A 14,939-nucleotide genomic window follows, 5' to 3' on the forward strand; every position below is an offset into this window, starting at 1 on the left:
CGTCAACCACGCCGACGGCCCCACCACCGTGCGCGTCGACCAGCGCCAACGCGGGGGCCAGTGGGTCTCGCTGGGCAGTTACCCGTTCACCGCAGGCCAGTCGGCGAGCGTCGAGCTCTCCGACGCCGCCGACGGATTCGTCGTGGCCGACGCCGTACGCCTCATCCGGTAGCACTCCGTGCGGCGGCCCTTGATCGCCCGCCGCGCGGCGCCGGGGGTGGGTGCGTACGGTGTGGGGAAGCATGAGCGTGCCCCGCCGGGGAGTGCGGGGACGACGGGAGGAGAGCGCGATGAACGCGGAGCAGGCACCGGTGACCCGGAGGATCGACACGGGGACGCCGCACTCGGCTCGGGTGTGGAACTACTGGCTCGGCGGCAAGGACAATTATGAGGTCGACCGGGAACTCGGCGCCCGGTTGGAGGAGATGTTCCCGCAGATCATCGACATCGCCCGGGCGTCACGCCGGTTCCAGGCCAGAGCGGTGCGGTATCTGGCGGAGGAGGCCGGGATACGGCAGTTCCTTGATCTCGGTACGGGGCTTCCTACGGCCAACTCCACCCATGAGGTGGCCCAGGAGGTCGCCCCGGATGCGCGGATCGTGTATATCGACAACGACCCGATCGTGCTGGCCCACGCACGCGCGCTGCTCGTCGGCAACCCTGAGGGCGCCACGGACTTCGTACCCGCGGATCTGACGGACTCGAAGACGGTTCTGCACGAGGCCGCGAAAACCCTCGACCTCACCAAGCCGGTCGCGGTGCTGCTGCTCTCCACCTTGGGCCATGTCGTGGACGACGACCGGGCCGCCGCGCTGCTGCGCGGCTACCTGGGCGCCCTTCCGGCCGGCAGTGCCCTTGTTCTGTGCGACACGATCGAAACGCCGATGACGCTCACCGCGTCGGACGAGTACGAGAGCGGTGGCGCCCTGCCGTACAAGTCACGTCCCGCGGAGATCGTCCGCTCCTTCGCGGACGGTCTGGAGCTGGTCGAGCCGGGGTTCGGCTCGATCAGCCTCTGGCGTCCCGAGGAGCGGTTCACCGGAACGCCGTTGGAGCAGTGGGGATTCGTCGGGATCAAGCGGTAAGGGCCCTGCGCGCCGCGGTCGAGCCCGCGCGTCCCACAAGCTGGGGCGCGGGCTCGACCGCGGGTTGAACTGAGCGTCGGGCCAGGAACTCTCAGCCTGTGATCTTGAAGGTGGCAGGTGAGTCGTTCTGCGTCGCGACCTGGCCAGGGAACAGATTCTGAATCGTGTTCCCGGTGAAGGTTCCGGTGCCGGTGACTCCCGTCGGGATCCAGATTCCCTGCTTCGCCGGACGGTCGATCGTGTTGTTCCTCAGTGTCGCGTTGACGCGCGTCCGATCGATATAGAGGCCCGCACGGAGCGATCCGCGCATGATGTTGTCGCTCATGGTGACGTTCGTGAAAGCGTTGGGAAACAGCGAGGTACTGGACGGGGAGCCGATCCGCACACCATGCCGGACGCCGTTCCAGCCACCGCCGCCGATCAGGACGTTTCCGCTGACCGTGGCCGACTCCAAGGGGTGGCCCGTGTCGCCGAACACGCTGATCTCCAGGGCGCTGTTCGATGACACGCTGTTCACCAGGTTGTTTCTCACCTCGACGTTCTGTCCGCCGGCGATCCGGATGCCATTGGCCCACCAGGGCGCGATCGCGGTGTTGTTGAGGATCTTCGTACCGCTCATCTGGCCGTTGGTACCGCTGGCGCCGGCGTCGGAGTAGGTCGCGAAGGAATCGTCACCGGTGTTCCTGGCGAAGTTGTTCTGGACCGTGATGTTGCGGCCGAGCTTGTCCGGACTCGGTGTGTTGCCGTTGTTGACATTGAATCCGTCACCGTAGCTGTCCGCGGTCCGGCTGTTCCGCATGATGCCGTTGGTGCCCGACAGCCAGTTGGCGTCGATGTGCCGCGTCCAGATCCGGTCGACCAGCCAGCCACCGGCGCCGCTGGCGTTGATGCCGTAGTCCGAACCGCCGGTGCCACCGATTCCCCGCCAGATGGCGTTGGCATCGATTTGCAGATCCGTCAGTGTGGTGCCCGAGCCCACCAGGATCTGGGAACGCCATGAGTTGGCCGGCAGAGGAACCTTCCGATAGATGGTGGTGTACCACATGCCGGCGCCCTCCACCTTCACGCCGGTGAAGTCCAGTGGTGTGGGTGCCAGGCTGTTCGTCAGATACTTGCCCGGGGGGATCCACACCGACTTGCCCTGCGTACGGGCGGCGTTCACCGTGCTCTGGATGGCGACCGTCGAGTCCTTGACGAAGTTCGGATCCGCGCCGGAGCTCACGACGGAGAGCGAGTTGGCCGGTTGGGTCCGCGCGGCGCCGACGTTCTCCAGATCGACGGAATCGATGTCGTAGACGGCCGCCGTGTTGGCGGCGTCCTTCTGGAGTTTGATGGTGCTGCCCGCGGCGATCGGCGCACCCGTGACCCAGACGGGGAACTCGTTGTAGAAGCGGTAGGGCATCCCGCCGGCCCGGGGGTCGTCGGGGTTGGTGGTCGCCCCGCGGTAGTTCCACGCCTGCTGGGAGCTCAGCGTGATCGCCTGCCGGAACACACCGTTCACGTAGAGGTTCAGCGACGCGGTGATGCCGCCGCCCGCCGGTGCGTCCGGGATCGAGGCGCGGACCACGAGGGTGTTGGCGTTCTTGCCCGTGCTGTTCGGCACGGTCACCGAATCGCCGGTGGCCTTCAGTTCGACCAGTGAGTAGCCCGATGCCTCGGTCTCCAAGGAGGCCGCGGTCGGTGCGGCCGCTCCTGGGGCGATGGAGCGGACACGGGCGCCGCCACCGAGCGTGCCGGTTTCGGCCTCGACGGTCACGAAGGGGGTGGTGGCGCCGGCGGTCGCGGCGATCGGCCTGGCATCAGCCGCCGGAACGACGTCGGCGCGGACTTCACCATGGGGAAGAACGGACAGAGCGCACGCGGCGAGCACCGTGACGCCGGACAGAACGGATAAGGCTCTTCGGTACATGTGACACCCCTTGATGGGATTTACGGTGGGGGGAATGGGAGCCGGACGGGCGGGCCGGGACGCACACTCACGTCACGTCGCGCCGATGGCCGACGCGAGCATCGGGAGCGCCTGTGTCAGGGCGCGCTCCCAGTAGGGCCAGCTGTGGGTGCCGGGGCCGTAGCGGTCGGCCGTGACGTTCAGGCCGTATGACCGCGCCCGGTCGATGTAGTCGCCGGCCATCAGATCGAGGGTCGCCTCCAGGCTGTCGGGCGTACGGTCCGGGGGATCGAACGGGCCGGGCTGCCCGTTGCCGCTGCTGACGTAGACGGGAAAGCCGCGGGGCAGCCGGGAGATGAGTTCGTAGGCGTTGTGCTGCCGCCACAGACCCGCCTGAGCGGTGGGATCGCCCCACAGGTCGAGCGGGTTGAGGCCCTGCCCCTTGACGAGGTTCTGAATACCGGTCGTGAAACGCGTTGTGTTGATGAGTCCGCTGAAGGACGCGGCCGCGCGGAACATCGTCGGATGCCGGCCCGCGTAGTACAGCGCACCATGTCCGCCCATGGACAGCCCGGCCACGGCGCGCTGGTCACCCGCCCGCACCTCCTGCTCCAGGATCCGGCGGACCTCGTTGAGGTGGAAGGTCTCCCAGGCGGGTGCTCCGTAGCGGCCCTGGTTCCACCAGTCGCTGTAGAAGCCCGCCGGGCCGCCCTCCGGGATCACGACCAGGGCGGGCGTCTGGGCCGTGATGGCGTCGGCCTTGCCCCATCCGGTAGAGCCGGGGCTTCCGCAGCAGCCGTGCAGCAGATACAGCACCGGCCAGCGGCGGTCGGGCGCGTCGTCATAGCCCGGTGGCAGCAGCACGGCGACGTTACCGGTGCGGCCGAGTGCGGGGGAGTCGATCCGCAGGTTCAGAGTGCGTGCACTGACCCGCTCGGCCGCCAGGAGGCGCGGTTTGCGACGCGAGGGGGGCGGCGCGCTGGAGGATGCGGAGGCCATGGAGCCCGAGGCGACGGCGCCCGCTCCGGTGAGAGCCAGCGCGGTGACGGCACGCCGTCGGGTGAGGGAGGGCGGGGGTGCTGGGTCGTCTGCCTGGGAGGGGCGTTCGGACATGATGTGTCTCTCCGTTTCCCGGTCTCTGTACCTGTCTTTTCCTGGCACGCGCTCTTCTTGGGACGCTCTGCCCTTGGGACGCTCTGTTCGCAGGATGTTCTGTTCGCAGGACGTTCTTCCGCGCTCAGGGGATCGCGCGCAGCACCACCGTGAACTCCATGGGAGCCGCTGTCAGCCGATGGGCCGGCAGCGTGTCGGGGCCGCAGGAAGCGGATCCCAGACCGTGCTGGGCGAGGTCGAGATGGATATGGACGCGGTCCCGTGCGACGAGCTCGTGCGGGTGCCGGGCCGCGTCGAGGTCCTGGGTGGTCCAGCGCCGGGCCGTGAACCCGAAATGCGGCCCGCCCTCGAAACGGATTCCGTCGCCGGCCGGCTCCGATGGTGTCGGTGTCAGCTCGGCCCAACGCACCTCGCTGCGATGGCCGTTCTCCTGCGGGAACGTGTACGGGAACTGGAGCGCGTCGACGGTGTGTTCCCAGCGGCCCACGCGCACCGCCGCGCGGGAGTCGGGATACGACTCGCCGGGCCCGAGCCCGAACCAGCGGACCACGCTCCAGGCGGCCGGTACCGCCAGTCGCACACCGAAGCGCGGCAGTGGCATCTCCTCGGGCCATGGGCCGTCCGGCGCCGCCGTCAGACGCAGACGCAGTCCGCCGGGCACGGCGGTCCAGTGATACGTGGCGACCAGTCCGAACTGCTCGGAGGCGGGGGCGAGTCGGCCGCGCACGGTGAGAGCCGAATCGCTTACGCACACCTGATCGGTGCGATGACGCATACGGTCAAGACCGCGCCGGAGCCAGGTGCGCGCGGCCTCGGAGCCTCGCGGTCCGGCCCCGGGCTCACGGTCGTTGTCGGTCATGGCCCGCCAGATGTCGAGCACGGGCCCCTCCAGCTCCGTACCGCCGAGCGAACCGAGCCGTCCGGTATGGGCGTCGAAGACACCCTCGCCGAAGGTGAGCCGGTCCGCGGAAGGCTCGTCCGTCGTCGGCGTCCGTCTCGGCCTCCGGACCGCTGATGACTCCGGCTCCTCGGGCGGGGCGCCTTCGGCCACGCGCGCCTGGCCGAAGGCGACTTCGTGCCCGGCCGGCGCCCAACGGGTCGCCGCCGCGAGAACGGCCCGTACGGTGATCCAGGTCTCGCGGCCGGTGGGCGCGATGCCGGGCAGCGCACAGATCGCCTCGCCCCCGGCCGGGATCACCGGGACCTCCAGTGGTCCGGATTCCACCGCGCCGTGGTCGGTGATCACCTCGTACAGGAAGCGCAGGCCGGAGGTGTCGGCGAACCGCAGCACACTGCGCACGGTGAGTGTGAGGGTGCCGTGGAGCGGCGCGATCGTGAGGCGCAGCGGCTGGATGACCGCCTTGAGTTCCAGCAGGCCGGGTGTCGGGGTGCGATCGGGCAGCAGCAGTCCGTCGGCGATGTAGTTGCCGTCGTGGATCTCCTCGCCGAAGTCGCCGCCGTAGCCGAAGAACTCCTGGCCGCCCAGGGGATCACGGGTCCGCAGGGACTGGTCGTTCCACTCCCACACCAGTCCGCCCATCAGCCGGTCGTAGGTCTCGAACAACCGCTGGTAATCGGCCAGTCCACCGGGTCCGTTGCCCATGGCGTGCGCGTACTCACACATCAGATAGGGCTTCTCGGGGTGTTCCCCGCCGGCCCCGATGTGCTCAACACCGGCGTGTTCGCGGTAGGTCTGGCTGTAGATGTCGCCGCACTCGACGTCGCCCGAGTAGTGGACCGGGCGGGACGGGTCCCGCTCCGAGATCCAGTCGCGCATCGCGTGCAGATTGCGCCCCTTGCCCGCTTCGTTGCCCAGGGACCAGATCACCACACCGGGATGGTTCTTGTCGCGCTCCACCATGCGCCGGGCACGGTCCAGATAGGCCGCCTCCCATGCCGGGTCGTCGCTGGGATTGCCGCGCCAGTCCGCCTCCAGGATGAACCCGTGGGTCTCCAGGTCGCATTCGTCGATGACGTACAGGCCGTACTCGTCGCACAGGTCGAGGAAGTACGGATGCGGTGGATAGTGGCTCGTGCGTACCGCGTTGATGTTGTGACGCTTCATCAGGACGACGTCGTCGAGCATGTCCCGCTCCGTCAGCGCGCGGCCGCGGTCGGGATGGAACTCATGACGGTTGACGCCGTGGAGCTTCACCGGCCTGCCGTTGACGGTGAAGACATGGCCGTCGATATGGACGGTGCGAAAGCCGATGCGCAGCGGCACCACGGTCCCCGCCGCGGTGAGCGATCCCTCGTACAGGCGCGGCAGTTCGGCGCTCCAGGGCTCGACCCGGGGGAGTGTGACGCGTTCGCCCGCCGGGACGTCGACGCCGAGCTCGGGTACGCGTACGCGCGCGTCCACGGCGTCGGTGTCGACCTCCACGCACAGGACGCCCTCGCCCGTCCCGGACGTGAAGCCGGCGTGCACCCGGTAGTCGGTGACCGCGCCGGTGGGCCGTGTATGGAGTGACACCTCGCGGAAGATGCCCGACAGCCACCAGGTGTCCTGGTCCTCCAAGTAGGAGCCCGCGGACCACTGATGGACGAGGACGGCGAGCACGTTCTCCCCGCCCGGCCGCAGGAGTCGGCCCACGTCGAACTCGGACGGCAGCCGGCTGCCACCGGCCGAACCCACCTCGGTGCCGTTGAGCCACACCGTGAAGAACGAGTCGACGCCTTCGAAGCGCAGCACCGACCGGTCCGGGTCCGGCCATGGCCCGGGGATTCGGAAGCGGTAGCGGTAGCAGCCGGTCGGGTTCTCCTGGGGGACATGCGGGGGATCGACGGGGAACGGATAGCGGATATTGGTGTAGACGGGGGCGCCGTGGCCCCGCAGCTGCCAGTGGGACGGGACGGGCAGCGGATCCCAGGCCGTGTCGTCGAACGTCTCGGACCAGAACGCGTCAGGGACGTGCGCCAGGTCCGGGGCCAGCCGGAAGCGCCAGTCGCCGTTGAGGCTCAGCCGCGGGGCGGAACTGGTGAAGGCGGCACGGGCCGGCAACGCGCCGGGCGGCGGGGTCGGGTCGATATGCCGGGGCAGTGCGGGGGACATGACGGGCTTCTCCTCAAACGATCAAGGTCACGCCGACCGGTCGCGAGGTGCGGACCGTATGGACATGGACTGCCCTCCGCAGGCGGTGGGGGCGAGCTGCGTGCTGACCATGACAATCCATTGGTTTGTCTTACGTCAATGCTTCGGGCGTGTAAAAAACGGTTGCCCCAGGAAGCGATTTCTTCCCTTGCTGTGCAGCTCAACCAGCAGGAAGCGGTTTCTACTCGGCCTCCTGTCTGCGGCTTCTCGCCGCGCGAGGTGTCCGGGGCGCTCGCCGGGGGCTCCAGAAATTGGCAACTTAGTACTTTGGCAGTTGAGGGGCCGGGTGTTTGGATGACCGCCATGCGTGACATGGACGAGGCGAGAAAGCCGGTGCTCAGTGACCGGGACCGGGAGGCTCTGCACGCCTGGGCCCGAGGCGGTCCGGAACGGTCCGTCCGCGCGCGGATCGTGCTGGACGCCGAGGCGGGTCTCAGCGTCTCGGGCAGCGCGCGCGCCCTGGGCGTCTCCCGCCCCACAGTGACCACCTGGCGCAAGCGGTACGCCGCCGAGGGGCTGGCCGGTCTGGAGCACCGGCCGCGCAGTGGCCGCCCTCCACAGGTGGACGAGGCCGATCTCGTCGCCGCGACGCTCGCGGGGCCGCCCGCCCCGGCCCGTACCTGGTCGGCCCGCGCGCTCGCCGAGCGCCTCGGCGTCTCGCACACCACCCTGGCCGGGGTGTGGCGCCGGTGGCAGGTCGGTCCCGGCGACGGCAGTCTGCCGATCGTGCCCGTCAGGCCCGCCCTGTCCTGCGCGCGCGCCGAACTGCTCGCCGTGTGGGCGAGGGCCGACAGCGCGGTACTGGTCATCGGCGAGGCCCCCGCCCACGAGGCGCCCCGGGGCCGGGCGACGGACGCCGACGAACGGCGCTCGCGCCACGCCGCCCTCGCCGCGCAGCTCGACCGGGTACGCGACACGGAACCGCTCCCGGCCGGTCCCCCCGTAGCGGGCGCGACCACCGACGGGGCGTCCGCGAGAAGAGTCCCGGTGCCCCGTGACCAGGGCCCCGGCGCCCTGATCGCCTCGACCGCCGCGCGGCACCCCGGCCGGGCGCTGCACATCATCACCTGGGACGACGAAGCCTCGGCCGCCGGCGAAACCACGGCGGCGGACGAAGCCTCGGCGGACGGCGCGGCCCCGGACAGCCACCCGGGCCACGACGCTCTGCCCGCGGCCACCTGGCACCGGGCCGACTCCACCATGAGCTGGTCCGCCACGGCCTGTACGGTCGCCCTCGCCGAACTGGCCCAGTTCCCCGGCCGGTTCCGATCGGTCCTGCACGCGCTGACCGAGGCCGCGCGGGTGTACGCGGACGCGCCCGGCGACCGCGCCTTCGGCTGGCAGCGGTCGGAGACCCGCGCGGTGCCGGCCCCGCCCCGCCCCGCGCCGCGCGCCTTCAACCAGCTCGCGCTCGGCTCGTACAACGAGAAGCTGGTGATCGAGAACATCCGGGAGGCCGGGGCGCTCAGCCGGGTCGAGATCGCCGAACAGACCGGGCTCACCCCCCAGGCGGTGTCCCGTATCACCCGCAATCTGCTGACCGCCGGCCTGCTCGCCGAGGACGGACGGCAGTCCGCGGGCGCCGGCAAACCGAGGGTGCCGCTCCGGCTGCGGCCCGACGCGGCCTCCGCCATCGGGGTCCATCTCGACCCCGAGATGATCAGCGTCGTCGCCGTCGACCTGTGCGGGGGCATCCTCGACCGGCGGCAGATGCGCCTGTTCGAGCGGCGCGATCCCGACTGGTGCCTGGAGCACATGACGCGGCTGGCCCTGGAGTCCGCCGCGGTGGCCCGTCAGGTGTCGCACGACCTGCTCGGGGTGGGGGTCGCCGTGCCGGGCCCGGTCGACGCGCGCGCCGGGATCGTCCTCGACCCGCCGCTGTTCGACGGCTGGGAACAGGTGGAGCTCAAGGCGGAGCTGGTCGAGCGGCTGGGCACGGCGGTGATCGTGGAGAAGGACGCCACCGCTGCGGCGATCGGCGAACGCTGGCTGGGCGCGGCCGACCGCGCCGATGACTTCGTCTATCTCTACCTCGGCGCCGGCGCCGGCAGCGGTGCCTTCCTCAATGGCGATGTGTACCGGGGGACGACGGGCAACGCCGGGGAGGTGGGCGAACTCTGCGCCATCAGAGCCGGGTTGCTCACCGACGAGGGCGGCCCCCGCATGGTCGCCGAGTGCGCCCCGATCTCGGCGGTCGTCGATCAGGCCAGGGCGGCGGGCCTGATGGTGCCCCAGGGGGACGGCGCCTACGACTGGGTCTGCGAGGCCGCGGCGCGCGGTGACGAACGGGCCGTCGCGGTGGTGGAGAACGTGGCCGGGACGGTCGCCCTGGGGGCGGTCGGCATCATCGACCTCCTCGATGTGGAACTGCTCGTCGTCGGCGGACCGGCCGTCCTGCAGTCCGTCGCCGATCTCTATCTGGGCCGGATCGCCGCCGCCGTCAATCGCTTCCCGGTCGCGCGGCGCGTCCGCGATGTGCGTGTCGCCCAGTCACGCCCGAACCAGGCGGCGGCGGTCGGCGCCGCGTCCAGCGTCTTCCACTCGGCGTTCACTCCCCGCCTGAGCCCGCGCGGCCGTTCGGCGCGTGGGGCGTCAACTCATGCCTGAGTCGAAGCCATTGACGTATGGCAATCCAATGGATTTACATGGGCGGCCCCCCCAACCCAAGGTTGCCTCATGCACAGACGCCGAAATCTCGCCCTGAGACTGACCCTCGTCCTCTCCCTCCTGACAGCGGGACTGTGGTGGTCGGCGACCGCCCTGACCCCCACGGCCCAGGCCGCCGCGAACCCGACCGTGAAGAACCGGGTGTACGCCGGCTACCAGGGCTGGTTCAACGCGCCCGGTGACGGCTCACCGCTCAACGCCTGGCGGCACTGGGCCGGTTCGCTGCCCTCGCCGGGCAACCAGTCCTTCGAGCTCTATCCCGATATGAGCAAGTACCCGGCCTCGGCCCGCTACGCCACGGGGTACGCGCCGCTCGGCAATGGGCAGAGCTCCACACTCTTCTCGTCGTATCCGACCGCCGTGGTCGACCAGCACTTCAGCTGGATGAAGCAGTACGGCATCGACGGCGCCGCTCTCCAGCGCTTCGGCAGCGACATCTCCGATCCCGCCGCGCCGCGAGCGGTGAACCGTAACTCCATCGCCACCAAGGCCCGTGACGCCGCCGAGAAACACGGCCGCGGCTTCTACGTCGAGTACGACGTCAGCGGCCTGACCGACGCCAACCTCGAACAGGTCCTCATGCGCGACTGGACCGATGTCATCACCGGCACGCTCCACCTCACCGACTCCCCGGCCTACGCCAAGGAGGGCGGCAAGCCCGTCGTCGAGCTGTGGGGCCTCGGCTTCCTCAACCGGCCGGGCACCGCGGCGCAGGCCGAGCGCGTCGTGAACTGGTTCAAGGACCAGGGCCTCTACGTCATCGGCGGGGTGCCGCGCGGCTGGCGCACCGACGCGGACGCCAAGCCCGGATTCGCCCCGGTCTACCGGGCGTTCGACATGCTCTCGCCCTGGATGGTCGGCAGCACGGCCGACACCACTCCCCAGCTGACCGCCGACCGCGACGCGCTCAACGCGACCGGCCAGGACTACCAGCCCGTCATCTATCCCGGCTTCGCCTGGTCCAACTGGAAGGACGGCCCGCGCAACGAGATCCCGCGCAAGAACGGCGACTACCTCTGGCAGCAGGCCGCCAACGTGCGCAAGGCCGGGATCCCGCAGGCGTTCATCGCCATGTTCGACGAGTACGACGAGGGCACCGCGCTCGCGCCCGCCGCCGAGGACTCCTCGATGATCCCGACCAACCAGTACTTCCTGACGAACAGTTCGGACGGGAAGTATGTGTCATCGGACTTCTATCTGCGGCTCGCCGGCAAGGCGACCCGTATGATCACGGGCCAGGACCCGCTGGTCACGCAGGTGCCGATCCCGCTGGCGACCGGCCCCACCTTCTTCCGCACCAGTGTGGAGAAGGACACGGACGCGTCGCCGACCTGGACCGACACCCCGGTGCCCGGCGGTACGTCGAATGTGACAGGACCCGCCGGCAGTGGATCGCCCGTTCTCGGCGTGGTGAGTGGTGAGGACCACCGGCTCGGACAGTCGGCGCTCCGGTTCCGGGGCAGCACCGCCTCCACCGCGCACGCCTACGCCTACTTCCAGGCGTTCGACGTCGACATCCCGGTGACGGCGGCGACGAAGCTGTCGTACGAGTTCCTGCCGAAGGACGCGGGCGGACGGAATGTCGCGGTGGACTTCGTGATGACCGACGGGTCCACACTGCGCGACAGTGCCGCGACCACGACGGGCGGTACCGATATGCATCCGGGTGCGCCGAAGGGCACCGTCGGCGCCTGGACGAAGATCCAGAGCGATGTCGGTCCCGCGCTGGCGGGGAAGACGATCGACAAGATCCTGGTGGGCTTCGACCGCCAGGGGACGGCCGGCGGCTTCCACGCGTACATCGACGACCTCACGGTCTTCAACGGCTGAGGGCGCCCACAGCACGGACGGGTGCCCCGCGCGCGGCTCGCGCGCGGGGCACCCGGGGCTGCTCGGACCGGGCGACGTCAGGCGACGACCTTGCCCTCGTGCAGCTTGCGGATGTCGTTCGCGTCGTAGCCGAGGTCCGCGAGAACCTCGTCGGTGTGCTCACCGAGCAGCGGCGCGCCCTTGATGTCGGGCTTGAAGCCGGAGAACTTGACCGGGCTGCCCACGGTCAGATATGTGCCGCGCTCCTTCTGCTCGACCTCGACGATCGTGCCGCTCTTGCGCATGTCGGGGTCCTCGGCGAGCTCCTTCATGCTGAGCACCGGGGCGCAGGGCACCTCCCACTCGCGCAGGATGTCGACCGCCTCGTACTTGGTCTTGTCGGCCAGCCACTTCTCGATCTCGCCGAAGATCTCCATGATGCGCGGCTGGCGGGCCCGGGCGGTCGTGTAGTCCGGGTCCTCGACCCACTCGGGGTGGCCGATGGCCTCGGCGGTGCGCTTCCAGTTCTGCTCCTGGATCGTGAAGTAGATGTAGGCGTTGGGGTCGGTCTCCCAGCCCTTGCACTTCAGGATCCAGCCCGGCTGACCGCCGCCGCCGGCGTTGCCGCCGCGGGGCACCGCGTCGCCGAACTCGCCGTGCGGGTACTGGGGGTACTCCTCCAGGTAGCCGACCTTCTCCAGGCGCTGCTGGTCACGGAGCTTGACCCGGGTCAGGTTGAGCACGGCGTCCTGCATGGACACCGAGACCTTCTGGCCCAGACCGGTCGCGTTGCGCTGGATGATCGCGGTCAGCAGGCCGATCATCAGGTGCATACCGGTGTTGCTGTCCCCGAGGGCCGAGCCGCTGATGGTCGGCGGGCCGTCCCAGAAACCGGTGGTGGACGCGGCGCCACCGGCCGCCTGCGCGACGTTCTCGTAGACCTTGAGGTCGTTCCACGACGAGTCGTCGTTGAAGCCCTTGACCGAGCCGAAGATCAGCCGCGGGTTCAGCTCGTGGATGTGCTCCCAGCTGAGACCCATCCGGTCCATGGCGCCCGGCGCGAAGTTCTCGACCAGGATGTCGGACTCACGGATCAGCTTCTCCATGACCTCCTTGCCCTCGGGGGTCTTGGTGTTGATGGCCAGCGAGCGCTTGTTGCTGTTCAGCATGGTGAAGTACAGAGCGTCGAGGTCGGGGATGTCCCGCAGCTGATTGCGGGTCACATCGCCGCCCTGGGGACGCTCGACCTTGATGACGTCGGCGCCGAACCAGGCGAGCATCTGGGTACACGCGGGACCGGCCTGGACCCCGGTGAAGTCGATCACCTTGATTCCGGCGAGCGGCTTGTCACTCATGGTGGCTTCCTTCTCGTGAATGATCTCGGTACGGAGGGTGTGGTGTGCGGGGGAGTGCGGTGAGCCGGTCGCTCACTTCTTCGCCGGCGTGATGTTGCCGACGGTGATGCCCTTCGGGTTGAGGTGCGCGATATGGCCGCTCTCGGTGCCGGCCGAGGGGTCGATCGCACAGTCGATGAGCGCGGGGCCGCCCGAGGCCAGCGCCTCGGTGAGCGCCGCGGTGACCTCGGCGGGGGTGGTCGCGCGGTAGCCCTTGCCGCCGAACGCCTCGATCATCTTGTCGTGGCGCGCCTGGAGCATCAGGGTCGTCGGCGACGGGTCGTTGTCGGTGTCCAGGGGGTTGACGTCGTCGCCGCGGTAGACGCCGCCGTTGTTCATGATGACGGTGACGACAGGCAGGTTGTAGCGGCAGATCGTCTCGATCTCCATGCCGCTGAACCCGAAGGCGCTGTCACCCTCGACGGCCACCACCGGCTTGCCGCTCTCGACGGCGGCGGCGATCGCGTAGCCCATGCCGATGCCCATGACGCCCCATGTACCGCTGTCGAGGCGGTGGCGCGGTACGTGCATGTCGATCACATTGCGGGCGATGTCCAGCGCGTTGGCACCCTCGTTGACGAGGTAGACCTCCTGGCGCTCGTGCAGGACGTCGCGTACGGCCTTCAGCGCGCCCATGAACTGCATCGGGTGCGGGTCGGCCTTGAGGCGCTCCGCCATCTTGGCGACGTTCTGCGCCGAGCGCGCGCCCAGCTCCTCGCGCCAGGCGGCGGGGGCCGAGATCTGGCCGGGCTTGGTCCGCTCGGCGAGCGCGTCGAGCACCGACTCGATGTCCCCGACGAGCGGGGCGGCGATGGGCTGGTTGCTGTCCATCTCCTTGGGCTCGATGTCCACCTGGATGAACTTCGCGTCGGGGTTCCACTGCGGAGCCTCGCCGTGGTTGAGCAGCCAGTTCAGCCGCGCGCCGACGAGCATCACGACGTCGGCCTTCTTCAGCGCCAGCGAACGGGCGGTGGCGGCGGACTGCGGGTGGTTGTCGGGCAGCAGGCCCTTCGCCATCGACATCGGTACGTACGGGATGCCGGTGGACTCGATGAAGTCGCGGATCTTCCCGTCCGCCTGCGCGTACGCGGCGCCCTTGCCCAGCACCACCAGTGGCCGCCGCGCGCCCGCCAGGATCTCGACCGCGCGGTCCACCGCCTCGGGCGCGGGCAGCTGGCGCGGCGCGGGGTCGACGAGACGGCTCAGCGTCTTCGCGCCCTCCTCCGCGTCCATGATGGAGCCGAGCACCGCGGCGGGGATGTCGAGATACACACCGCCGGGACGGCCGGAGATCGCGGTGCGCAGCGCGCGGGCGATACCGCGGCCGATGTCTTCGACCCGGCTCACGCGGTACGCGGCCTTGACGAACGGCTGCGCGGCGGCGAGCTGGTCCATCTCCTCGTAGTCGCCCTGCTTCAGGTCGACGAGGTGGCGCTCGCTCGACCCGGAGATCTGCACCATCGGAAAACAGTTCGTGGTGGCGTTGGCGAGCGCGACCAGCCCGTTGAGGAAGCCCGGCGCGGACACGGTCAGCGCCACGCCCGGCCGCTTCGTGAGGTATCCGGCCGCCGCCGCCGCGTGCCCGGCGTTGCTCTCGTGACGGAAGCCGATGTAGCGGATGCCCTGCGCCTGTGCGAGACGGGCCAGGTCGGTGATCGGGATGCCGACCACGCCGTAGATGGTGTCCACGTCGTTCAGCTTGAGCGAGTCGACGACCAGGTGATACCCGTCGGTGAGCTCGGCCTGAGTGTCGGCGGTCGCCGCGTTCTCCAGTGCGGAAGGGGCGGTCATGGTCCGAGGTCCTCCTTGGGCAGTCATGCCTGATCGGCTTCTTGTCCCACCTTCCGCAGCACGCATCCGCACGTCCAAGACCTATCGGCGACCAGCCGATA

8 protein-coding genes are annotated in these 14,939 nt (G+C 69.6%); 3 read left to right on the forward strand and 5 right to left on the reverse strand.

Going from position 1 to position 14,939, the window contains the following annotated elements; translation table 11 throughout:
* Positions 1 to 290 precede the first annotated feature (290 nt).
* Positions 291 to 1,085 (forward strand): SAM-dependent methyltransferase, encoded by a 795-nt coding sequence (locus M1203_RS14335; RefSeq protein WP_249950057.1) that lies wholly within the window; start codon positions 291 to 293, stop codon positions 1,083 to 1,085.
* Between the two features lie 91 nt (positions 1,086 to 1,176).
* On the opposite strand, the gene M1203_RS14340 is transcribed toward M1203_RS14335, so the two are convergent.
* The 3 genes from M1203_RS14340 to M1203_RS14350 form a co-directional block, all read right to left on the reverse strand.
* Positions 1,177 to 2,994 carry a right-handed parallel beta-helix repeat-containing protein gene (locus M1203_RS14340; RefSeq protein WP_249950058.1) on the reverse strand — a complete coding sequence of 606 codons (1,818 nt, stop codon included), beginning with the start codon at positions 2,992 to 2,994 and terminating at the stop codon, positions 1,177 to 1,179.
* A 72-nt stretch (positions 2,995 to 3,066) separates the two neighbouring features.
* The gene (locus M1203_RS14345; protein ID WP_249950059.1) at positions 3,067 to 4,086 is read right to left on the reverse strand and encodes an alpha/beta hydrolase family protein; all 1,020 of its coding nucleotides are present in this window, start codon (positions 4,084 to 4,086) and stop codon (positions 3,067 to 3,069) included.
* 124 nt (positions 4,087 to 4,210) lie between these two features.
* A complete protein-coding gene (locus tag M1203_RS14350; protein WP_249950060.1) occupies positions 4,211 to 7,138 on the reverse strand; it encodes a glycoside hydrolase family 2 TIM barrel-domain containing protein in 2,928 nt (975 codons plus the stop codon).
* A 333-nt stretch (positions 7,139 to 7,471) separates the two neighbouring features.
* On the opposite strand from M1203_RS14350, the gene M1203_RS39200 reads away from it, so the two are divergent.
* Positions 7,472 to 9,784 (forward strand): ROK family protein, encoded by a 2,313-nt coding sequence (locus tag M1203_RS39200; RefSeq protein ID WP_374402947.1) that lies wholly within the window; start codon positions 7,472 to 7,474, stop codon positions 9,782 to 9,784.
* A gap of 69 nt (positions 9,785 to 9,853) precedes the next feature.
* Positions 9,854 to 11,674: a glycoside hydrolase family 71/99-like protein gene (locus tag M1203_RS14365; RefSeq protein WP_249950061.1), complete on the forward strand. Its 1,821-nt coding sequence runs from the start codon at positions 9,854 to 9,856 to the stop codon at positions 11,672 to 11,674.
* A gap of 77 nt (positions 11,675 to 11,751) precedes the next feature.
* On the opposite strand, the gene frc is transcribed toward M1203_RS14365, so the two are convergent.
* Positions 11,752 to 13,008 carry a formyl-CoA transferase gene (gene frc, locus M1203_RS14370; protein WP_249950062.1) on the reverse strand — a complete coding sequence of 419 codons (1,257 nt, stop codon included), beginning with the start codon at positions 13,006 to 13,008 and terminating at the stop codon, positions 11,752 to 11,754.
* Positions 13,009 to 13,080: 72 nt separating this feature from the next.
* Positions 13,081 to 14,838, reverse strand: coding sequence for an oxalyl-CoA decarboxylase (oxc, locus tag M1203_RS14375; RefSeq protein ID WP_249950063.1), 1,758 nt, complete (start codon positions 14,836 to 14,838; stop codon positions 13,081 to 13,083).
* Positions 14,839 to 14,939 lie beyond the last annotated feature (101 nt).

Source organism: Streptomyces sp. 35G-GA-8 (assembly GCF_023534745.1).
Lineage (GTDB): Bacteria > Actinomycetota > Actinomycetes > Streptomycetales > Streptomycetaceae > Streptomyces.